This window comes from Paractinoplanes ferrugineus (genome assembly GCF_016862195.1).
Lineage (GTDB): Bacteria > Actinomycetota > Actinomycetes > Mycobacteriales > Micromonosporaceae > Actinoplanes > Actinoplanes ferrugineus.
Map to the genome: position 1 here is coordinate 73,331 of NZ_BOMM01000040.1, position 20,565 is coordinate 93,895.

The following is a 20,565-nucleotide window of genomic DNA, read 5'->3' on the forward strand; positions in this document are numbered from 1 at the left end:
GTCCGGACCGTAACCGCGCTCACTCGCCCGGCTGGTCCATGGTTGTACCGGCGGCGATCCCGGCCAGCTCGGCCAGCGCGTCGGCGGGCAGCTTCAGCCCGGCCGCGGCCATGTTCTCCCGCAGGTGCGCCACGCTCGACGTGCCCGGGATGAGCAGGATGTTGGGTGACTGGTGCAGCAGCCACGCCAGGGCCACCGCCTTGGGGGTCGCACCCAGCCGCGCGGCGACCGAGTCGAGCACCTCGGACTGCAGCGGGTCGAACCCGCCGAGCGGCCAGAACGGCACATAGGCGATGTCCTGCGCGGCGAGCGAGGCGATCAGCTGCTCGTCCCCGCGGTGCGCGACGTTGTACCAGTTCTGCACGGTCACGACCGGGGCGATCGCCTGCGCCTCGGCGACCTGGGCGGCGTCGACGACACTGAGCCCGAGATGCCGGATGAGCCCCTGCGACCGCAGCTCGGCGAGGGCCCCGAACATCTCGGCGACCGACCCCGGCACCGGTGTGTGCCCGGCACTGCCGCCCCCGACCCGCAGGTTGACCACGTCGAGCGTGTCCACCCCCAGGTTGCGCAGGTTGTCGTGCACCTGGGCGACCAACTGGGCCGGCTCCCGGGCGTGCAGCCAGGCACCCTTGTCGTCACGCACGGCGCCGACCTTGGTGACGATCACCAGCTCCTGCGGGTAGGGCGTGAGGGCCTCGCGGATCAGCTGATTGGTCACGTGCGGCCCGTAGAAGTCGGCCGTGTCGATGTGGTCGACGCCCAGCTCGACGGCCGTCCGCAGCACCCGGATCGCCTCGGCCCGGTCGGCCGGCGGCCCGAACACGCCGGGACCCGCGAGTTGCATCGCCCCGTAACCCATCCGATTGACGTTTCCCATCGGATTCACCTTGAAGGTGCTCTTCGTCGTCATGAGCACAGCCTGGTCCGGCCGGGCGGAATCAGGCAGTGGAGCGCTGATCCTGGGAGTGCCGGGGCCAGGTTCGCGACCGCCCGCCGGTCTAGCGTGACGGGCATGAGCGACAACCCGATCGGCGAGTTCCTGCGGGCCCGCCGGGCCCTGGTCACCCCGGAGGAGGCCGGCGTGCGCGTCACCGGCGTGCGCCGCGTCGCCGGGCTGCGTCGCGAGGAGGTGGCCATGCTCGCCGGCATCAGCGGCGACTACTACCTTCGCCTCGAGCAGGGCCGCGACCGCAACCCGTCGGTGCAGGTGCTGGCCTCGATCGCCCGGGTGCTCCAGCTCGACGAGACCGCCACCGACCACCTGATCGGCCTGGCCGCCGACAAGCCGCGCCGGGCCCGCCGCCCCCGCCGCGAGTCGGTCCCGGCGGGCACCCTCCAACTGCTCGACGTGCTCGGCCTGCCGGCCTTCGTCGAGGGCCGCTATTTCGACGTGCTCGCCGCGAATGCGCTCGCCACCGCGCTCTCCCCCAATCTGCAACCGGGCCGCAACCGGATGAGGTCGGTCTTCCTCGACCCGCAGGAGCGCGCCCTGCATCCCGACTGGGAAACCGACACCGCCACCCTGGTCGCCGGTTTCCGCGAGTCCGTCGGCGCCGACACCGACGACCCCCGGTTCGTGCTTCTGGTCGGCGAGTTGTCGCTGGCCAGCGACAAGTTCCGGCAGTTGTGGGCCCGGCACGACGTGCAGGCGCTGCGGGGCCGGCCGGCCCGGCTCGACCATCCGGAGGTCGGTGAGCTGACGCTGCGCCGCGAAAAACTCGCCATCGGCGGCACCACCGGTCAGATGCTCGTCGTCTACCACGCCGCCCCGGGCAGCGACAGCGCCGACAAGCTCGCCCTCCTCGGCTCTCTAAAGCAGGCTGCCGCGTCGCCGATTCATACCCCGTCGCCGCAGTCGGACCGAATGGAGCGCCGGTGAAAGCCATCGTCAACACCCCCGGATCCACGGCGTGAGCTGGCTCTGGGCCGGGCTGACGCTGGCGCTCGCCGCCGGCGCGTTCGCCGCCGGGGCCCGCCTTCAGCGTCGCCGTGCCCTGCGGTCCCTCGAGACCGGGAGCACCGGCCCGGTGACCTTCGAGGGCGTGCGCGATCGGCTGATCGAGCTGGCCGCCCTGGTGACCGACCGGGAGACCGACCTGGAGCAGATGCGCGCCGACCGCGAGGAGCGGGCGCGCCTGACCGAGCAGGAGCAGCGGCAGATCAACGGCCGGCTGCGCCGCCGCGCCAAGGAAGCCATCGACGACACCGGCGCCGTCATCGGCGAGCGCCTGCGCGACGTGGTCGAGCAGGTCGGCGCGGCCCGCCAGGCGGCCAACGCCACCCACGAGCGGGTCGGGTCGACGAGCGCCGCCGCGGCCACCATGGTGCGCCGGGCCCGCAGTGCCGACGAGGCCGCGACGGCCCTCAACGACAGCCTGCACCAGGTCGCCGGCATCGCCGGCGTGATCGGTGAGATCGCCTCGCAGACCCGCATGCTCGCCCTTAACGCCACCATCGAGGCGGCCCGCGCCGGCGCGGCCGGCAAGGGTTTCGCGGTGGTCGCCGACGAGGTGAAGAACCTGGCCGACACCACGGCCAACTCCACCGACAAGATCACCGCGACGATCGCCGCGCTCGAGGCCGACGTGGCCCAGATGGGCGGCACGCTCACCGCGATCGTCCAGGACGTCGACGAGATCGAGCAGGCGATGGGCCTGCTCGACGGCATCGCCGACGACCAGCACCAGATCGTCGAGCGCCTCAACTCCACCGTCGACGCCACGATGCTGCAGATCCAGGACCTCTCCGAGGTGGCCGAGCGGCTGGAACGCCGCCGCGCCGACCGCCTGTCCGCGACGGGCGACGTGCGGTTGCGGGTGCCGTCCCGGCCCGACCCGGTCGCCGGCCGCCTGACCGACCTGAGCAACGGCGGCCTGGGCTGCACCGTCCCGCCCCGCACCCCGATCGCGGTCGGCGACACCGCTCAGGTCACCGCCGAGATCAACGGCGTCACGGTGAACATGTCGGGGCGGGTGGTCCGCCGCCGCGACCTCGTCGACGAGATCGAACTGGGCCTGGAACTGACCGATGTGGGCGCCGAGGCGCAGCGCCAGATCGACGCCCACATCAGCCGCGCGTTCGAGACCGCCTGACGGCGCCCGCACCGCGGCCGGCCGGCGTTGTTTCTTGAGGGGTCTCAGATCAGTCTGAGACCCCTCGGCTCGCCCGCGCGAAACCCGGGACCAACGGTGCGGGGAAGGCCGGTCAGGCGTCCGGGAACACCCGGTCCACCATGGTGAGCAGGGTGGCGGTGAGCAGATTGTGCACCTGGGCGCGGGTGAGGTCACCGCGCTGGAGCCACTCGCGGGCGGTCGAGGTGGCGAGGCCGACATAGGAGCGGGCCATGGCGTGCAGGGCGGCGTTCGGCTCGACGAACCCGACGGCGGTGAGCACCTGGTCGGCGGCCACGTCGACGGCCTCGGTGATCACCCGGTCGACGTCGGCGTCGCCGGCCATGCCGCCGGCGTTGATGGCGCCCAGCCACGAGGTGGAGTGCCGGGACACGACGTCCAGGAACCAGCAGACGATCGATTCCGTACGGGTGGCCAGGTCACCCGGCGGCACCAGGGCGAGGGCCGACGACGGCACGGTCAGCATCACCCGGATGACCTCCAGGTAGAGCTCCTTCTTCGTACCGAAGTAGTGGTTGACCAGGCCGCGGGCGACTCCCGCACCGCTCGCCACGTCGCCTGTCGAGACGTCGGCGTAGCCGCGCTCGCCGAACAGGCGCACAGCGACCGACAGGATCTGTTCGCGCCGGGCGTCCGGTTCGAGCCGGCGGCGCTGGCCCGCGTCCACACTCACGAAGTGGACCTTACGGCACCGCGCTTGTTGACACCGTGTCAACAAGCCGCGAGAGTGAGGCATGCCCACTCCCGGACTGGACGGGTACGTCCCGTCATGGCACAAGCCGGAGCACGACGACCTGGCCGAGCTGGCTCGTGACTTCTTCACCCAGCAGGTGCTCCCGCACACGGAGCGCCTCGAGAAGCAGGGTCACCCCGACCGCGAGCACTACAAACAGGCCGGTTCGCTCGGCTTGCTGGGGCTCAGCGTGCCGGCGGAGTACGGCGGCGGCGGGGGCGACTTCACCCACGAGGCGGTGATGCTGCACGAGCAGCAGCACGTCGGCGAGGGCAGCCTGGGCCTGGCCGTGCACAGCGGCATCGTGACCGGCTACCTCGTGGCGTACGGCACCGACGAGCAGAAACGTCGCTGGCTGCCGGGTCTGTGCGACGGCGAACTCGTCGGCGCGATCGCGATGACCGAGCCCGGCGGCGGCTCCGACCTGCAGGCGATCCGCACCCGGGCGGTCCGCGACGGTGACGACTACGTGATCACCGGGTCGAAGACCTTCATCACCAACGGCGGGCTCGCCGACCTGATCATCCTGGCCGCCAAGACCGACACGACCCAGGGCGCGGCGGGCATCAGCCTGATCGTCTGCGAGGTCACCGGTGAGCCGGCCGGGTTCCGCCGCGGCCGGCTGCTGGAGAAGATCGGCCTGCACTCCAACGACACCGCCGAGCTGTTCTTCGACGACTTCCGGGTGCCGGCGGCCAACCTGCTCGGCACCGAGGGCGGCGGGTTCTTCCAGATGATGCAGCAGCTCCCCCAGGAACGCCTGGTCATCGGGGTCGGGGCGGTGTCGGCGATGCAGCGGGCGGTCGAGCTCGCGGTCGCCTACGCGAAGGAGCGCACCGCCTTCGGCAAGACCGTCCTCGCCCACCAGAACACCCGGATGGTCCTCGCCGACTGCGCCGCCCGGACCCGCGTGTCGCGGATCTTCCTGGACGACTGCATCGCCCGGCACACCCGTGGTGAGCTGGACGTCCCGACCGCGGCGATGGCGAAGCTGACGCTCACCGAGGGCCAGTGCGAGGTCGTCGACAAGTGCCTGCAGATCTTCGGCGGCTACGGCTACACGACCGAATACCCGATCGCCAAGATGTACGCCGACGCCCGCGTCCAGAAGATCTACGGCGGCACCAACGAGATCATGAAGGAGCTGATCGCCCGTGTCCTCTGAGGCCTTCGTGTACGACGCGGTGCGCACCCCGCGCGGCCGTGGCAAGGAGTCCGGCGCGTTGCACGGCGTCAAGCCGATCACCCTGGTCGCCGGCCTGATCGACGCGCTGCGGGAGCGCAATCCCGGACTTGACGAGTCGACCATCGACGACCTCGTGCTCGGTGTCGTGACCCCGGTCGGTGAACAGGGCGGCGATCTCCCCCGGGCGGCCGCGCTGCTGGCCGGGCTGCCCGAGACGGCGGCCGGGGTCCAGCTCAACCGCTTCTGCGGCTCCGGCCTGGAAGCCGTCAACCAGGCCGCCGCCCGCATCCGGTCGGGCTGGGAGCACCTGATCCTGGCCGGTGGCGTCGAGTCGATGTCGCGCAACCCGATGGGCTCCGACGGCGGGGCGTGGTTCCTGGACCCGGAGACCGCCCTGGCCACCGGTTTCGTGCCGCAGGGGGTCAGCGCCGACCTGATCGCCACGATCGAGGGCTTCAGCCGCGCCGACGTGGACGGCTATGCGGTGCGCTCCCAGGACCGCGCGGCCAAGGCCATCGCCGGTGGCCACTTCGGCCGCTCGATCGTCCCGGTGCGCGATCCCAGCGGTCTCACCGTTCTCGCCGCCGACGAGCACCCCCGCCCGGACACCACCCGCGAGGGGCTGGCCCGGCTCAAGCCGTCGTTCGCGACCATCGGCGAGGCGGCCGGCTTCGACGCGGTGGCGCTGCAGAAATACCACTGGGTCGAGAAGATCGACCACGTCCACCACGCCGGCAACTCGTCCGGGATCGTGGACGGCGCCGCCCTGACCATGATCGGCAGCGAGCGGTACGCGGATGCGGGCCTCACCCCGCGCGCTCGCATCGTCGCGGCCGCGGTCACCGGCGCGGACCCGACGATCATGCTCACCGGCCCGATCCCGGCCACCCGCAAGGCGCTGGCCATCGCCGGGCTGGAGACCGCCGACATCGACCTGTTCGAGATCAACGAGGCTTTCGCCGCCGTGGTCCTCAAGTACGAGCGGGACCTCGGCCTCGACCCCGAGAAGGTGAACGTCAACGGCGGCGCGATCGCTCTCGGCCACCCCCTCGGCGCCACCGGCGCGATGCTGCTCGGCACCGCGCTGGACGAGCTGGAACGCCGCGACCAGCGCCGCGCCGTGATCACCCTGTGCATCGGCGGCGGCATGGGTGTCGCCACCGTGATCGAGAGGCTCTCATGATCCGCTACGAGCGCGCGGCGGACGGGATCGTCACCCTCACCATCGACGACCCCGACCAGTCCGCGAACACGATGAACGTCGCCTACGCGGCCGCCATGACCGAGGCGCTGGACCGGCTGGAGGCCGAGCGCGACGACGTCACCGGGGTGATCGTGACCAGCGCGAAGACGACGTTCTTCGCCGGCGGCGACGTGCCGATGATGAGCCGGGTGACCGAGGCCGAGGTCCCCGAGCTCTTCGAGCTGCTCACCACCGTCAAGCGGGACCTGCGCCGGCTCGAGACGTACGGGCGACCGGTCGTCGCCGCGATCAACGGGGCCGCGCTCGGCGGTGGGCTGGAGATCGCGCTCGCCTGCCACCACCGGATCGCCCTGGACGCGAAGGGGACCCGGCTCGGCTTCCCCGAGGTGACCCTCGGCCTGCTGCCGGGAGCCGGCGGCGTGACCCGCACCGTCCGGCTGCTCGGCCTCGCCCCGGCCCTGACGAGCTGGCTGCTCACCGGGCGCCGGTTCAAGCCCGCCGACGCCCGGGAGAACGGCCTGGTCGACGAGGTCGCGGCGACCGAGGACGAGATGATCGCCAAGGCCCGGGCCTGGATCGCCGCCAACCCGGCGGCCACCCAGCCCTACGACCGGCCGGGCTACCGGATGCCGGGTGGCACGCCGAGCCACCCCAGGCTCGCCGCCCAGCTGCCCGCCTTCGCGGCCACGCTGCGCAAACAGCTCAAGGGCAACCGGCTGCCGGCGCCCGAGGCGATCCTGGCGACCGCCGTCGAGGGCGCCCAGGTCGACCTCGACACCGCCCTGATGATCGAGACCCGCCGCCTGATCACGCTGCTCACCGGGCCGATCGCCAAGAACATGATGGGCGCGCTGTTCTTCGACATGCGGGCGGTCAACGGTGGCCTGGCCCGGCCCCGGGTGGCCACCCTGCCGGCGACCCGGATCGCGGTGCTCGGCGCCGGGATGATGGGCGCCGGGATCGCCCAGGCCTGTGCCCGCGCCGGCCTGCCGGTGGTCGTCAAGGACGTGACGCCCGAGCTCGCCGCCCGCGCCGCCGGCCCCGGCATCATCACCACCGCCGACGTCGACGACCTGCGCGGCTGCGACGTGGTGATCGAGGCGGTCTTCGAGGACCCGGCCCTGAAGGCCGAGGTGTTCGCCGAGGTCGAGCCGGTTCTCGCGCCCGGCGCGCTGCTCGCCTCCAACACCTCCACGCTGCCCATCACCGGCCTGGCCGAGTCGGTCGGCCGGCCCGCCGACTTCATCGGCATGCACTTCTTCTCCCCGGTCGGCAAGATGCCGCTGCTGGAGATCGTGGTCGGCGAGCGCACCCGCGACGAGGCCGTGGCCCGCGCGTTCGACCTGGGCCGGCGCCTCGGCAAGACACCGATCGTGGTCAACGACGGGCTGGGCTTCTTCACCAGCCGGGTGATCGGCAAGTTCATCGACGAGGCGATCGGGATGCTCACCGAGGGCGTCCCGGCCCCGTCGATCGAGCAGGCCGCCCTCCAGGCGGGCTACCCGACCGGTCCGCTCGCTCTCGCCGACGAGGTCAGCCTCGCCCTGGTGCAGCGGATCCGCCGGCAGTTCGAGGCGGCCGCCGGCGACACGTTCGAGCGACAGCCGTCGCACGACCTGGTGGACCGGATGGTCGACGAGCACGGCCGGCCGGGGCGCGCGGGCGGGGCGGGCTTCTACGCGTACGCGGCCGGCAAGCGCACCGGCCTCTGGCCGGGCCTCGCCCAGCTCGCCACCGACGAAGGCCGCGGTGTTCCGTTCGCCGACCTGCGGGACCGTTTCCTGTTCGCGGAGGCGATCGACGCGCAGCGGTGCCTGGCCGAGGGGGTGCTGCGCACCGAGGAGGACGGCAACGTCGGGTCGATCCTCGGCATCGGCTACCCGGCCTGGACCGGCGGGGTGCTGCGGTTCGCCCGGCACGACGATTTCCCCGGCCGGGCGGCCGAGCTGGCCGAACGCTACGGCGAACGGTTCGTCCGGTCGTGAGCGGTCCGCTGGCCGGGGTCCGGGTCGTCGAGCTCGCCGGGCTGGCCCCCGGCCCGTTCGGCTGCATGATCCTCGCCGATCTCGGCGCCGACGTCGTCCTGGTCGACCGGCCCGGTGGCCCCGGCATGGCTCCGCCACCGGGACCGCTGCAGCGCGGCCGGCGCGCCCTCGCCCTCGACCTCAAGTCCGAAGCCGGCGTCGCCGAGCTGTTCCGCCTCGTCGAGCGCGCCGACGTCCTGGTCGAGGGCTACCGGCCCGGCGTCGCCGAGCGCCTCGGCCTCGGCCCGCTCGACTGCGAGAAGATCAATCCCAGGCTGGTGTACGCGCGGATGACCGGCTGGGGTCAGGACGGCCCGTTCGCGTCCCGGGCCGGGCACGACATCGACTACATCGCGTTGTCCGGCGCCCTCGAACCGATCGGGCGGGCCGGACAACGTCCGCACGCCCCGCTCAACCTGATCGGCGACTTCGCGGGCGGCGGCATGCTGATGGCGGTCGGCGTCCTCGCCGCCCTGGTGGAACGTTCCGCCTCCGGGCGCGGCCAGGTCGTCGACGCCGCCATGGTCGACGGGTCGGCGCTGCTCACGACGTTCGTCCACGGCCTGAGCGCGGCCGGGATGTGGCCGTTCCCGCGCGGCCGGAACCTGCTCGACGGCGGCGCACCGTTCTACGACACGTACGCCTGCTCGGACGGCGGTTTCGTGGCCGTCGGCGCCCTGGAACCGCCGTTCTACGCCGCCCTGCTCGACGGGCTGGGACTGGCCGGGGAGGAGCTGCCGGCCCAGCACGACCGGGACGGCTGGCCCGTACTCCGGGAACGCTTCTCCTCGATCTTCGCCACCCGCGGCCGGGACGAGTGGGCCGACCTGTTCGCCGGCACCGACGCCTGCGTCGCCCCGGTCCTGGCCCCCGGCGAGGCCGCCGGCCACCCGCACAACCAGGCCCGGAACGCGTTCGTCGAGGTCGGCGGGATCATCCAGCCGGCGCCCGCCCCACGGTTCGGGCGCACCCCGCCCGGCACGCCGCGGCCGGTGGCCGGGACCACCGTCGACGAGGTCCTCGCCACCTGGTGAACCCTCAAGACGCCACCCCGCGAGCCGAACCTTGCGGGGATGAGCAAGACACCCGAACCGTCGGTCCGGCGACGGCGGCGCACCCTGGAGGCCGCGCTCTCCCGCGGCTGACCCGTCAGCGCCTGCGGGCGGGCCGCGGCCCGGTCACATGCGGGCCTTGAGCACGTCGATCTCGCAGCCCGGGGCGGCCGGGTCGAAACCGTGCCCGGCCAGCCAGCGCACGTTGAGCAGGCTCCGCAACGACCACCAGCCGCGGATCACGTCGGCGTCGGCCTCCGGCCCGTAACCGGCGAGGACGTCGGCCAGGCGCTCCTCGTGCCCCAGCGTCAGCCCGGCCAGGTCGGCCATCGGGTCACCCGGCGCCGCCTCGGACCAGTCGATCACGCCGGTGACCTCGTCACCCTCGACGAAGACGTGGGTGATCTGCATGTCGCCGTGCACGAAGACCGGGGTGAACGGCCGGAACGCCGCCTCGGCGACCCGGCGGTTACGCGCGACCAGGTCGGCGGGCAGGATGGCGGAGCTCACCAGCAGCTCGCACTCGACCTCGAGTTCGGCCGCCACCTCGTCGAGGCTCCGCCCGGGCCACGGCGGCAGCGGCGCGTCGTGCAGCTTGCGGAGGGCGGCCCCGGCGGCGGCCCACGCCGCCGGCGACGCGGGCGACGGTTCGCCGAGGCGGCCCAGGGCCGTGCCCGGCACGGCGGCGATGGCCAGCACGTTCGGCTTCTGCCACAGCACCCGCGGGGCCGGGATCGGCGCCATCGCGATCGCCGCCACCTCCCGGTCGATGCGCGTCTGCACGGTGTCGACCTTGAGGAACACGTCCCCGAGGCGCAGGGTGGTGCGCTCACTGTGCGCGACGACGACGGCGATCTCGTCCATGGCGGCCATTCTGGCCGGGCCGCTCCGCCGTCGTCACCCGGTTTACCCGGTCGCGGTCGACGCCGCCACCAGGCGGGCCACCGCTTCCGGTGGGGCCTGCGGCAGGAACAGCGACGGCTCGACCAGCTCCACCTCGAGGACGCACGCCTTGCCGTCGTCGTCGCGAACCAGATCGACCCGCGCGTACAGCGGAACACCGAACCGGCTGGTCACGATGTCGATCACGCGGCGGGCCACCGCGATCTGCTCGTCGTCGGCGACGTACGGCGCGTTGGTCTCCTCGGCGAACAGTTCGTCGATCACCCCGGCGCGGGGCAGCGCGACCCGCTTGCCGGCGGCATGGCTGTACTGACCGGCGAAGAACACCAGCGGCCACTCGCCGTCCACCTCGACCGACTTGAGCAACGGCTGAATCAGCACACTCGCCCCACCCTCGTGCAGCCGGCGCACGTGCGCCCGCGCCACGTCGTGCTCGGCCGGTCCGTAGCCGGCCGCGTCCCGGCTGCCGGCGCCGATCGCCGGCTTCACCACGAACTCGCCGTCGGGAAACACCGGCTCCTCCCCCGACCCCGGCTCGGCGAACACGGTCGGGGTGACCGGCACGCCGGCGGCGTCGAGCTCGGCGAGATAGTGCTTGTCGAGACTCCACCGCACCATCGGCACCGGATTGCGCAGATCCGTCACCTCGGCCACCGCGTCGAGCCACCGCCTGAACTCCCCGAGCCGCTGCGGATAGTCCCAGGTCGACCGCAACACGACCCGGTCGTACGAAGCCCACCGCACCGCCGGGTCGTCCCAGTTCACCACCTCGGCCTCGACCCCGGCCGCCCGCAGCGCGGGCAGCGCCAGTTCCTCGTCCTCGTCGAGCCCGCGGGCCTCCCGAGCCGACACCCACGCAAGCCGTCGCACCACAGCCCGCACTCCCCTTTCTCCACCCACGGCACGTCCGCCGGCCGCAACCATTCCGGCCGGGCTCTCTCGTCTTCCCGACGCGCGAGCCCGTCGAGCCACTCGGCCGGCTGTTCGTCCGGGAAGTTCTGTCCGCCGCCGTGGACCACGCCCTCGTCGATCCGGTCGAGCTGATATCCGGCGAGGTCGGCGACCGGGCCGCGCAGCAGAAAGACCTCGGCGTCGACGCGGGCGCCGCGCACCCGCAGCACCCAGGTGGCGTCCATGCCGGCCGGGTCGAACGACCCCTCGACCTGGGCCGCCGGGCGCCGGGCCGCGACATCGCGCAGCACAAAGCCCAGCGCTTCGGTACGTTCCCTCGGCCTACGGTGGGCCGGCGCTCGGCGCGGCCGTGAGATCGAAGATCGGCAGGCCCATTTCGCGCAGGTGGCGCAGGGTTTCGAGGATCGAGTGGCAGTCCTCGAGCGCGTCATGATTCGACTCGATCGGCCCCGGCCGCCCGAGCGCACCGGCCAGGCTCCCGGCGGCGAGAGGCACGGTCGACGGCAGGACCCGATTGAGGTACGGCCGGATGTTGACGAACGGCGGCAGCGGCCCGGCCGTACGGCGCCCCGGCGGATACTGCAGCACCAGGTTCTCGCCCAGGATCACCATGTCGTTGCCGTACGAGAGGGCATAGCCCCCGTCGCAGAACTTGAGGAAGAGGTCGAGCGCCTCGGCGAAGCCGACTCCCCGCTCGGTGATCGCGTCCTGGCTGATGCCGGTGAGCTGTTGGAAGAAGGCCGAGAGCCGAGGATTGCGCACCGGCTGCACCAGCACCTCGAACTCGCCGTCGAGGGCGAGCGTCACCGGGTCGACCCGTACCGCTCCGATCTGGACGATCTCCCGGAACTCATCCGCCCCGGTCCACCCGCGGTCCTGCGCACCGACCCAGGTCGTGTACTCGAGGTCGAAGATCACGATCACGCCCCCACGCTACCGACCACCGGCCCGATCCTCACCATGCCACCCGGCCAAGATCGACACAACTTCCCCGGGAGGCGCCGCACCAAGCGGGTCGGCGGCGCCCCGGCCGGCCGGGGCGGCCCTCGGCTGCCCCGGCCGGCGATGGCTCAGACCGGGGCGATCGCGAGGTCGATGACCTGGTCGTCCTTGATGCCGAACACGAACGAGAAGGACAGCGGCCCGCCGGGGAAGTCGCCGTCCCCGGAGGCCACCAGCCGGTCGCCCGCGAACGAGGTCGGGGTGAGCACGATCTTGGGAGTGATCAGATGACTCTGGACCCACTCGCGGATCTCGGCCCCGCCGGTCCAGGTCTTCCCGTCATCGCCCACGGTGGCTCCCTCGCCGAAGACCGCGACCAGGGCGTTCGCGTCGTGCGCGTTGGTGGCCGCGATGAAGTTCTCGACGGCCTTGGGCAGCGTGATGTCGTTCATTTCAACTCTCCGTTTCTCGGGTGTCAGGATTCGGGGCGACACGGCTCAGAAGTCCGCGCTGCGGGACAGCTTCTCGTTGGCGCGCAGCTCCGCGAGTGCGTTCTCGTGCATCTCGACCACGGCGTCGTAGCCGGAGTTGCCGAGCACGAGCCGGTGCGGCGGGACGGGTGCGTTCATCGCGTTGAGCACGGCCTGCACGCCGCGAACAGGATCACCGGGCTGCTTGCCGTCGGCGTCCACGAAGGCCGCCTTGACCGTCTCGACCATCGGCACGTAGGCGTCGACGGTCTCGGTGACGGGCTCGTTCTGGAAGTAGGAGAAGGCACTGGTGCGGAAGGCTCCCGGTTCCACCGCGAGCACGCGCACACCGAACGGCTCGACTTCCTGGCGCAGGGTCTCGGTGAGTCCTTCGATCGCGAACTTCGCCGCCGCGTAGTAGCCGAAGCCCTGTGCGCCGACGAGGCCGGCCACCGACGACATGTTCACGATCCAGCCGTCGCCGCGTGCCCGCATGCCGGGCAGGACCGCGTGCATCAGGTCGACGACGGCGAACAGGTTGAGGTCGAAGGTGCGGCGGATCGTCTCGCCGGGGGCGCCCTCGATCGAGCCGTACCAGCCGCGGCCGGCGCTGTTGACGAGCACGTCGATGCCGCCGAACCGCTCCTCGGCCCGCCGCACCGCCGCCCGTACCTGGTCGGCGTCGGTGACGTCGAGCTGCAGAACCAGGACCCGGTCGCCGTACGGCTCGGCCCATTCCCGCAGTTCAGAGGGCCGGCGTGCGGTCACCGCCACCTGGTCTCCCTGGGCCAGTGCGGCCTCGGCGTAGGCCTGGCCGAACGCTCCGGGCGTCGCACCCGTGATGAACCAAGTTCTCATGGCTTTCCCCTCTCGCTATAGCAGCGCTACAGGAGGCAATGTAGCGCTACATGCGCTAATGTAGCAAGCATGCAGAACGCACGGGATCGGCTCCTGCTCGCCGCGGCGGAGTTGCTGGAGAGTGGCAGCACGGTGTCCACGAGGGCGGTGTGCGACCAGGCCGGGGTGCAGGCCCCGACGCTGTACCACCACTTCGGCAGCAAGCAGGGCCTGATCGACGCCGTGGCGAACCACGGCTTCACCCAGTACACGGCGGTCGAGAAGTCCGGCGACCCACTGGTCGACCTGCGCGCGGGCTGGGACCGGCACGTGCGGTTCGGGCTGGAGCACCCGTCGTTCTACGGGCTGCTGTACGGCCGCGCCGAACCGGGAAGGGTCTGCGCCGTCACCGCTCCCGCGCACGCCGCGTTGCGTGAGCGGTTCACCGCCGCAGCGGCCCAGGGCCTGCTCAAGGTGCCGGCGGCGGACGCCGCCGAACAGCTGTTCGCCGCCAACATCGGCATCACGCTCACCCTGATCAGCCAACCGGAGCCGGATCTCGGGCTGTCCGAACGCGTCCGCGAGTCCGCGCTGGCCGGAGTCCTGCACACCCCCTCGGCCGACGCGCCCGCGACCCGGGCAAGCACCGCGTTGACGTTGCGCGCGCTGGTCGACAACGACCCCGGCGACCTCACCCCCGGCGAACGCGGACTGCTCGCCGAGCTGCTGGAGCGCCTGGCTCGCTAGTAGAGCGCGGCGGTCACCGCACCGGCGACGGCGAGCACCGCTCCCCCGCCCAGCAGGGCGACACAGAGCCGGTTGAGGTTGCGGCCGGAGACGGCGGGCTGATCGAGTACGGCGAGGGCCACGCCCCAGGCGACAGCGACCGCGCCGAGCAGATACTGGAGCACGTCAGCCCACCGGCCGATCGACCTGCGTCATCATGCTTCTCCGTTCGTCGACCGGATGAGCCTGCGACGCGGCGGTGGCCGGCAACTGACCGCCCGGCGACCGGAAAGTGACGACTGGCGATACGGCACGACGCATCCCCGGCCGACGGCGCCCTACCTCTCGATGTGGACGACGTGCACGGGTTCGGTGGCCGGTCCCAGCCGCACGAAGTTGTGTTCCGACCAGTTCCAGCGCTCGCCGGTGATCAGGTCGTGCGCGATGAACCGGTCGTGCGGAGCAAGTCCGAGGTCGGCCAGGTTCAGGTGGATCCAGGTGTCCCGGGTGTGGTCCGGTTCCAGGTTGACGACGACCACGATCACGTCGTCGCGGTCGTAGACCCGGCGGGCCTTGGAGAACACCAGGATGTGCTCGTCGTCGGCGTGATGGAAACGCAGGTTGCGGAGCCGGTGCAGAGCCGGGTGGGCGCGGCGGATGTTGTTGATCAGCGTCAGGTACGGGGCCAGGGTGGTGCCCGCCTCGTCGTGCTCGGCCCAGTGCCGGTCCTTGTACTCGTACTTCTCGTTGTCGATCTGCTCTTCGGCGCCGGGCCGGGCGACGCGTTCGGTCAACTCGTAGCCGGCGTAGATCCCGTAGCTGGGGGCGAGGGTCGCGGCCAGAGCCGCCCGCATCTTCCACGCCTCGAGCCCGCCGCGCTGCATGAACGGGGTGAGGATGTCGTGCGTGGTCGGCCAGAAGTTCGGCCGCATGTAGGCGGCGGCCGGGCCGGCGAGCTCCGTGGCGTACCGCTGGATCTCGTCCTTGGTGTGCCGCCACGCGAAATAGGTGTAGGACTGCTGGAAGCCGATCTTCGCCAGGGTGTGCATCATCGGCGGGCGGGTGAACGCCTCGGCGAGCCAGATGACGTCCGGCCGGTCGGCGCCCACCTCGGCGATCAGCCGCTCCCACAGCCACAACGGCTTGGTGTGCGGGTTGTCGACGCGGAAGATCGTGACGCCGTGGTCGAGCCACAGCCGTACGACACGCAGGATCTCCGCGTACAGACCCTCGGGATCGTCGTCGAAGTTGAGCGGATAGATGTCCTGGTACTTCTTCGGCGGGTTCTCGGCGTACGCGATCGACCCGTCGGCCCGGGTGGTGAACCACCGCGGATGAGCGGCCACCCACGGGTGGTCGGGGGCGCAGTTGAGCGCCAGGTCCAGCGCGACCTCCAGGCCGAGCTCCCGCGCACGGGCGGTGAAGGCGTCGAAGTCGGCGAAGGTGCCGAGGTCCGGGTGGACGGGTGTCGTGGCCGCCGTCGGACGAGCCGATCGCGTACGGCGAACCGGGGTCGGCCGGCTCCGCGGTCAGCGCGTTGTTCCGGCCTTTGCGGTTGACCTCGCCGATGGGATGGATCGGGGTCAGGTAGACCACGTCGAAGCCCATCCCGGCCACCGCGTCCAAGCGCTGGGCCGCCGTCCGGAGGGTGCCACTGCGCCACTCGCCGGTGCCGTCGTCGAACCGGGCCCCCTCGGACCGCGGGAAGAACTCGTACCAGGCGCCGAACAGCGCACGTTCCCGCTCGACCAGCCAATCGAAATCCCGCGACGCCGTGACGTGATCGCGCAGCGGCCGGGCATCCAGCACTGCCCGGACCTCGGCGGCCACGCCCGCGCCGAGCCGGTCCTGCGGCGTGCGCCCCGAGTCGCGCAGGCCGGCGATCGCGTCCGTCAGCACGGTGAGCTCTTCCTTGCCGCGGGGCACCTCGGCGGCGGCCCGGTCGAGCACGCGAGCGCCTTCCGCCAGCATCAGCTCGACGTCGACACCGGCCCCGACCTTGATGACGGCGTCGTGGAACCACGTCCCGTACGGGTCGGTCCAGCCCTCCACCCGAAAGGCCCACCTCCCGGCCCGGTCCGCGGCGACGGTGGCCGACCAGGCGTCGAGCCCGGCATTGACCCGGTCCATCGGCACGCGGTGCTCGAGCCCGTGCGGGTCGGTGAGGATCACGGTGGCGCCGACCGCGTCGTGCCCCTCCCGGAAGACGGTCGCGGTCACCTCGAACTCCTCGCCGGTGACGCTCTTGGCCGGCCGCTCACCGCGCTCGACCACCGGACCGACGTCGACCACCGCGATCCGCCCGATCGTTGCTCGCACCACGACACGACTCCCGTCAAACCAGATCGGCACTGCGGACGACCTTCAACGCTTACCCGGTACGCCGCCGCCATATCCGGCCGTTCCCGCAATGTTCACCACGGCAATCCCCCCTCGACCCCACTACCGCCTGCGACGCCGGAACCTTGATCGTTACCCTGGGCTGGTGATTCAGCCGGCCGACGGGCACGTACACACGGAATTCTCCTGGGATGCCCCCGACGGCTCCATGGAACGGACCTGCGCCCGCGCGGTGCGGCTCGGCCTCCCGGCCGTCGCGTTCACCGAGCACGTCGACTACTCCCGGTGGTCGGTCGACGAGGTGGTCCTGCGGCAGTCACCGCTGCGGCGCGAACTCACCGGCCCCGACGGCGTGCTGGTCCCGCCCGAGCTGGATCAGGAGGGCTACCTGGCCTCGGTGGAGCGTTGTCGTGAGCTTTTCCCCGCGCTGCACGTCATCAGCGGCGTCGAGCTGGGCGAACCCCACTGGAATGCCGTACCGGTCGCGAAACTGCTCGGCACCGGCCACTACGAGCGGGTGCTCGGCTCGCTGCACGCCCTGCCCGTCGACGGCCGGCTGGTCGAGGCCAACGCGCTCTACCGGCAGCGTCCGGCCGTCGAGGTCATGCGGCTCTACCTGGCCGAGATCGCCGACCTGATCGTCCGCTCGGACGCGTTCGCGGTCCTCGCCCACCTCGACTACGCCATGCGCGGCTGGCCCGCCGAGGCCGGGCCGTTCGACCTGCATGCCTTCGAGGACGAGTTCCGGTACGCGCTACGCGCCCTCGCCGCCTCCGACCGGACGCTGGAGGTCAACACCCGTATCCCGCTGGCCTCGGAGATCGTCCGCTGGTGGCGCGAGGAAGGCGGCAAGGTGGTCACCTTCGGCAGCGACGCGCACGTCCCCGACGCCGTCGGCACCGGCCTGTCCACGGCCGTCGACATGGTCGAGGCATTCGGTTTCCGGCCGGGTCGTCACCCGTACGACAGGTGGACCCTCCCCGGGTGACGATCTCCACAGCGGAACGGCACGAGACGTGGAAGCCTTGGGGGGACTCGAACCCCGCGCACTCGGACTCGTTTTGCAGACGAGCAGCTCCACCCGGAACTCGCCAAGGCCACGACCTGCCCGCGAAGGGATTCGAACCCCTGACCCCCGGTTCCGGAAACCGGTGCTCTGTCCACTGAGCTACGCGGGCATGGTGCGAGCGGGAGGACTCGAACCTCCTGAGCACATGTGCAGCCGGTTTACAGCCGGCCCCTTAACCGAACTTCGACGAAAGTTGATATTGGGAAGATGATGGGCAACCTGACCGCGGCCCGGCTGCGGCGGACTGCAGTCAGCCCGGCACACCTCGGCGGGATCACGGCCGCGGAGGGGCGTCGACACCAGACATCGTCGAGAGTCCGACCCTCGCGACCTGGTACCTTCCCGGACTGATGACACAACGTTTCGGTGACCGAGCGAGATTCTGCGTGGAGGTGGGCGAGACCACGCCTCCCGCACTCCGCGTTGTCGATCTCTGGGCGGCCGGCAAGTGGCTCACCACTGACGACAACACGGCCTACACTCCTTCACTGTCCCACTACATGCGACTTGAGGCAGATCGTGTGCGCCGGGGTGACGTGCCGTCCTGCCCCTTTCCTGGCCGTCCGCCGGCGGAGATTTTCCAACTGCTTCGGGCGGACGAGACAGAGTTCGCGCAGCAGTTTTGGTTTATGCGTTGGAGCGAGATCGTCGACAACGTGTCAGCCTTCGCCTACCTCGATGACGACTTGGTGATCATGTTCGGGTTCTGGAGGACAAACCACCGCTTCACAGATGATCTGGGCACAGGTTTTGTTACCAGAATTCCTCCGGCAGAGTTCGCGTCTATCGCCAATGCGGCAGCCGACTCGCTGGATGCCGGCGTCACTCAATAAACGAGTGGTTGAGCGGCGATTAGCCGCGCCGGCACCAGCTTCAACGGTTGCCGGTCAGCCTAGCGGCAACACGGTCGACTAGCGCCGCAAAATCATGAACATCATTTAGCTCAACGTATTCCGTAATCACTTCGTCGCTTGCGACTGGAACGTAATCAACATCAACCCACCCGCCAGCATATAAGACGAACTGAGCTTCCGAAGCCTGCCCTTGAAGACGGAGACCAAGCGACATGGGCCTCCGCACTTGTTCTCGGTCTGTCAATAATGGCGCTGGCCAGTCGGCTTCATTGTCGATCCACGTCGGAGTCTCGACGATAAGACCGAGCCTCAGCCACTTCGCCCGTCGGCGCCCGATGAGAGCGGCCGCTTCATCGAGGTCCAGATTGCTGAGGTCGATGCGGCGTTCCATAGCTAGGGGGTTCCGCCCAGGTGAAGAAGCCCCTTGTGAGGGTTGCTGGCAGGATCAGTCGAGCGAAGCCCTGATCAGAGGCATGCCGATATTGGTCGTCTTACTTTTGGCGATGGTGCGGTCGAGGCTTGCCAGTTTAGCTTCGGCAGCCGTGAGGCTGAACTGCAGTCCTTCGACTTCGCCGAGCCAACCATTATGCCGGGCCTCACTAACGCGGGCGGCGAGGTTTCGTGCTATCTCGACCAGGCGCCCTCGCTGCTTCGGATCAACTCGAAGCATCGGACAGCGAATGCAGGCTTAACCGAAGTGATCTTGAAGCGAGGGAACACGACAGTCCATTCCAGCCATCACCCCGAGTCATGGGAGGGGTGTCGAATCTGGCGCCCTGGGAGTATCGATGTCGGACTAACAAGAAGAGGCGACCCGGAGACGAGCGGCGTGGGCTGCTTAATTTGACGGCGGCGCGGTCGATTCAGCGTAAGTCGATCTCGACTTGTTCCGCTGTGAGAAGGTCCAGCAGATATTGCAAGGAGACCGCTGGGCCCAGCCTGCGTCGGTCGTAGCCGTCCACCAAGTGCTGCCGGGCGACGATGGAGTTGTGCCAGGTCAGCCGGAACGGTGTCCGCGCGCCGAAGCCGCCGTGGAGACAGTCGTCGAGGGCGTCGAGGTTCCACCCGAAATAGCCACCGGGGCCGTTGATCGCCTCACCGATCGCGCAGTAGAACCCTTCGATGTCGGTTACGAACCGGCCGTCGAGATCGTACGTGGCGCCGGCGGGCCGGTCCGGCGCTGCGGGCACACGGCCGAGAGCGATACCAGCCCAGTGGTGACGAAGTTCCCGGTCGTAGCCGGCCCACAGATTCTTCTCGGCCGGTCGGCCGGTGCGCCAGTGGCCCAGCATGTCGAGCACGCGTGTCGGGAACGGTTCCCTCGGGTCGCTGTCGATGGTGATGTCGAGAAGACCGGCACCGAGTCGCGACGGCTCGCTGGCCTGGACGCTACCGGACACCGCAGCACCGACGAGGTGCCCGGTCGAACCGTCGGCAGCGACTACATGCACCTCGGCGAGGATCCGACGGCGACGCTCAGCGGCCGTGGTCGACTGCCCGATCGCGTCGAGCGCGGTCAGCAACGCAGGTGCCGGCCGGCAACCGCGCAGCCTGACTTGTGGTACCGGCGGTGCGGCCTGGTCGCGGAACACGCCGGTCAGGTCGAGGCAGGTCCCGTAGCGTTCCTGGCCCCCGCCCAGGAGAACGAAGTCCGAGGTGTCACGAGGACGTCTCACCGCATCGGTGCGGTCATCGACATCGACGAAGCCGCTGAGGTCGACATCCACGGTTCCGGGCATGCTGGTGCTGGGACGTCGACCCAGCACGATGACATCACCGAGGTACTCGCCCGACCAGACCGGCGGTGTTCCTGGCGGTGGCGAGGGCTCGGTGATGGCGACGTCGCCGAGCCAAGCCTGATCCGTACCGAGTGCCTCGGCGGGGAGCCGATTCAGTAGATCGGCGAGTGCACCCTCCGGCGCGCAACCGACAAGCGTGAAATGTTCTCGCGGTCGGGGTGGTAGATCAACGAACAGTCCCTCGATCTCCACACACCGTCCCAGCGGGATGTCGTCGTAGCAGTCATCCAAGCCGACCTCGCCGAGGAGCAACCAGCGGAGGCCAGCCCCGGACTCCTTTTCCCATCGCCGCTGCCCGGGCAAGGGGGCTTCGGGACCATCGATCACTGCCACACGGTCACCCTATCGACTTGAGTTTGCGATCAACTTGTCGGGAAAGG

Annotated in this window: 22 protein-coding genes, 2 tRNA genes and 1 pseudogene; 9 read left to right on the forward strand and 16 right to left on the reverse strand. The window is 70.6% G+C overall.

Going from position 1 to position 20,565, the window contains the following annotated elements:
- Positions 1 to 19: 19 nt before the first annotated feature.
- Positions 20 to 913 (reverse strand): oxidoreductase, encoded by an 894-nt coding sequence (locus Afe05nite_RS22505; protein WP_203819149.1) that lies wholly within the window; start codon positions 911 to 913, stop codon positions 20 to 22.
- A gap of 102 nt (positions 914 to 1,015) precedes the next feature.
- Between Afe05nite_RS22505 and Afe05nite_RS22510 the strand changes: the two genes are divergently transcribed.
- Together Afe05nite_RS22510 and Afe05nite_RS44625 are read left to right on the forward strand one after the other, a co-directional pair.
- Entirely contained in the window at positions 1,016 to 1,882 is an 867-nt protein-coding gene (locus Afe05nite_RS22510) for a helix-turn-helix domain-containing protein (RefSeq protein WP_203819150.1), read from the forward strand.
- Between the two features lie 31 nt (positions 1,883 to 1,913).
- Complete coding sequence (locus Afe05nite_RS44625) at positions 1,914 to 3,095, forward strand: methyl-accepting chemotaxis protein (RefSeq protein ID WP_275407499.1); 1,182 nt, start codon at positions 1,914 to 1,916, stop codon at positions 3,093 to 3,095.
- Positions 3,096 to 3,207: 112 nt separating this feature from the next.
- Here the strand turns inward: Afe05nite_RS44625 and Afe05nite_RS22520 are convergent, their stop codons facing one another.
- On the reverse strand, positions 3,208 to 3,807 hold the full coding sequence (locus tag Afe05nite_RS22520; protein ID WP_203819151.1) for a TetR/AcrR family transcriptional regulator: 600 nt from the start codon (positions 3,805 to 3,807) through the stop codon (positions 3,208 to 3,210).
- 61 nt (positions 3,808 to 3,868) lie between these two features.
- On the opposite strand from Afe05nite_RS22520, the gene Afe05nite_RS22525 reads away from it, so the two are divergent.
- From Afe05nite_RS22525 to Afe05nite_RS22540, 4 genes are read left to right on the forward strand one after another with little or no spacing between them, the layout of a single operon-like run.
- Positions 3,869 to 5,032, forward strand: coding sequence for an acyl-CoA dehydrogenase family protein (locus Afe05nite_RS22525; protein ID WP_203819152.1), 1,164 nt, complete (start codon positions 3,869 to 3,871; stop codon positions 5,030 to 5,032).
- Positions 5,022 to 6,236 carry an acetyl-CoA C-acetyltransferase gene (locus Afe05nite_RS22530; RefSeq protein WP_203819153.1) on the forward strand — a complete coding sequence of 405 codons (1,215 nt, stop codon included), beginning with the start codon at positions 5,022 to 5,024 and terminating at the stop codon, positions 6,234 to 6,236. The genes Afe05nite_RS22525 and Afe05nite_RS22530 overlap by 11 nt, the downstream gene beginning before the upstream one ends.
- Entirely contained in the window at positions 6,233 to 8,242 is a 2,010-nt protein-coding gene (locus Afe05nite_RS22535; RefSeq protein WP_203819154.1) for a 3-hydroxyacyl-CoA dehydrogenase NAD-binding domain-containing protein, read from the forward strand. Before Afe05nite_RS22530 ends, Afe05nite_RS22535 begins: the two co-directional genes overlap by 4 nt.
- Positions 8,239 to 9,315 (forward strand): CaiB/BaiF CoA transferase family protein, encoded by a 1,077-nt coding sequence (locus tag Afe05nite_RS22540; protein ID WP_203819155.1) that lies wholly within the window; start codon positions 8,239 to 8,241, stop codon positions 9,313 to 9,315. The genes Afe05nite_RS22535 and Afe05nite_RS22540 overlap by 4 nt, the downstream gene beginning before the upstream one ends.
- 144 nt (positions 9,316 to 9,459) lie before the next feature.
- Here the strand turns inward: Afe05nite_RS22540 and Afe05nite_RS22545 are convergent, their stop codons facing one another.
- The 6 genes from Afe05nite_RS22545 to Afe05nite_RS22570 all read right to left on the reverse strand — a co-directional run bounded on the left by Afe05nite_RS22545 (position 9,460) and on the right by Afe05nite_RS22570 (position 13,418).
- Complete coding sequence (locus tag Afe05nite_RS22545) at positions 9,460 to 10,197, reverse strand: phosphotransferase (protein ID WP_203819156.1); 738 nt, start codon at positions 10,195 to 10,197, stop codon at positions 9,460 to 9,462.
- Between the two features lie 42 nt (positions 10,198 to 10,239).
- Positions 10,240 to 11,109, reverse strand: coding sequence for an ATP-grasp domain-containing protein (locus tag Afe05nite_RS22550; RefSeq protein ID WP_203819157.1), 870 nt, complete (start codon positions 11,107 to 11,109; stop codon positions 10,240 to 10,242).
- Positions 10,998 to 11,438, reverse strand: coding sequence for a hypothetical protein (locus tag Afe05nite_RS22555; protein WP_203819158.1), 441 nt, complete (start codon positions 11,436 to 11,438; stop codon positions 10,998 to 11,000). Before Afe05nite_RS22555 ends, Afe05nite_RS22550 begins: the two co-directional genes overlap by 112 nt.
- A 31-nt stretch (positions 11,439 to 11,469) precedes the next feature.
- Positions 11,470 to 12,072 carry a 3'-5' exonuclease gene (locus Afe05nite_RS22560; RefSeq protein ID WP_203819159.1) on the reverse strand — a complete coding sequence of 201 codons (603 nt, stop codon included), beginning with the start codon at positions 12,070 to 12,072 and terminating at the stop codon, positions 11,470 to 11,472.
- 146 nt (positions 12,073 to 12,218) lie between these two features.
- Positions 12,219 to 12,542, reverse strand: a complete 324-nt coding sequence (locus Afe05nite_RS22565; RefSeq protein WP_203819160.1) for a nuclear transport factor 2 family protein — start codon at positions 12,540 to 12,542, stop codon at positions 12,219 to 12,221.
- 45 nt (positions 12,543 to 12,587) lie between these two features.
- Positions 12,588 to 13,418, reverse strand: a complete 831-nt coding sequence (locus Afe05nite_RS22570) for an SDR family NAD(P)-dependent oxidoreductase (protein WP_203819161.1) — start codon at positions 13,416 to 13,418, stop codon at positions 12,588 to 12,590.
- Between the two features lie 69 nt (positions 13,419 to 13,487).
- On the opposite strand from Afe05nite_RS22570, the gene Afe05nite_RS22575 reads away from it, so the two are divergent.
- Positions 13,488 to 14,144 carry a TetR/AcrR family transcriptional regulator gene (locus Afe05nite_RS22575; protein ID WP_203819162.1) on the forward strand — a complete coding sequence of 219 codons (657 nt, stop codon included), beginning with the start codon at positions 13,488 to 13,490 and terminating at the stop codon, positions 14,142 to 14,144.
- Here Afe05nite_RS22575 and Afe05nite_RS22580 read toward each other — a convergent pair.
- The 3 genes and pseudogenes from Afe05nite_RS22580 to Afe05nite_RS43945 all read right to left on the reverse strand — a co-directional run.
- Positions 14,141 to 14,308, reverse strand: a complete 168-nt coding sequence (locus tag Afe05nite_RS22580) for a hypothetical protein (protein WP_203819163.1) — start codon at positions 14,306 to 14,308, stop codon at positions 14,141 to 14,143. The two genes, Afe05nite_RS22575 and Afe05nite_RS22580, sit on opposite strands and share 4 nt — an antisense overlap.
- Positions 14,309 to 14,461: 153 nt before the next feature.
- Entirely contained in the window at positions 14,462 to 15,469 is a 1,008-nt protein-coding gene (locus Afe05nite_RS43940) for an alpha-amylase family protein (RefSeq protein ID WP_239118095.1), read from the reverse strand.
- 454 nt (positions 15,470 to 15,923) lie between these two features.
- Positions 15,924 to 16,475: pseudogene (locus tag Afe05nite_RS43945) on the reverse strand (maltotransferase domain-containing protein); the annotation flags it as partial.
- 133 nt (positions 16,476 to 16,608) lie between these two features.
- Here Afe05nite_RS43945 and Afe05nite_RS22590 point away from each other — a divergent pair.
- The gene (locus tag Afe05nite_RS22590; protein ID WP_239118097.1) at positions 16,609 to 17,451 is read left to right on the forward strand and encodes a PHP domain-containing protein; all 843 of its coding nucleotides are present in this window, start codon (positions 16,609 to 16,611) and stop codon (positions 17,449 to 17,451) included.
- Positions 17,452 to 17,480: 29 nt separating this feature from the next.
- Here Afe05nite_RS22590 and Afe05nite_RS22595 read toward each other — a convergent pair.
- Together Afe05nite_RS22595 and Afe05nite_RS22600 are read right to left on the reverse strand one after the other, a co-directional pair.
- A tRNA-Cys gene (locus tag Afe05nite_RS22595) sits at positions 17,481 to 17,562 on the reverse strand.
- A 6-nt stretch (positions 17,563 to 17,568) separates the two neighbouring features.
- Positions 17,569 to 17,641 (reverse strand) — tRNA-Arg (locus tag Afe05nite_RS22600).
- Between the two features lie 241 nt (positions 17,642 to 17,882).
- Here Afe05nite_RS22600 and Afe05nite_RS22605 point away from each other — a divergent pair.
- The gene (locus Afe05nite_RS22605) at positions 17,883 to 18,365 is read left to right on the forward strand and encodes a hypothetical protein (RefSeq protein WP_203819165.1); all 483 of its coding nucleotides are present in this window, start codon (positions 17,883 to 17,885) and stop codon (positions 18,363 to 18,365) included.
- 40 nt (positions 18,366 to 18,405) lie between these two features.
- Here the strand turns inward: Afe05nite_RS22605 and Afe05nite_RS22610 are convergent, their stop codons facing one another.
- The 3 genes from Afe05nite_RS22610 to Afe05nite_RS22620 form a co-directional block, all read right to left on the reverse strand.
- The gene (locus tag Afe05nite_RS22610) at positions 18,406 to 18,777 is read right to left on the reverse strand and encodes a hypothetical protein (RefSeq protein WP_203819166.1); all 372 of its coding nucleotides are present in this window, start codon (positions 18,775 to 18,777) and stop codon (positions 18,406 to 18,408) included.
- A gap of 54 nt (positions 18,778 to 18,831) precedes the next feature.
- Positions 18,832 to 19,056 (reverse strand): hypothetical protein, encoded by a 225-nt coding sequence (locus Afe05nite_RS22615; protein ID WP_203819167.1) that lies wholly within the window; start codon positions 19,054 to 19,056, stop codon positions 18,832 to 18,834.
- A 193-nt stretch (positions 19,057 to 19,249) separates the two neighbouring features.
- Positions 19,250 to 20,518, reverse strand: a complete 1,269-nt coding sequence (locus Afe05nite_RS22620; RefSeq protein ID WP_239118099.1) for a barstar family protein — start codon at positions 20,516 to 20,518, stop codon at positions 19,250 to 19,252.
- Positions 20,519 to 20,565: the final 47 nt, after the last annotated feature.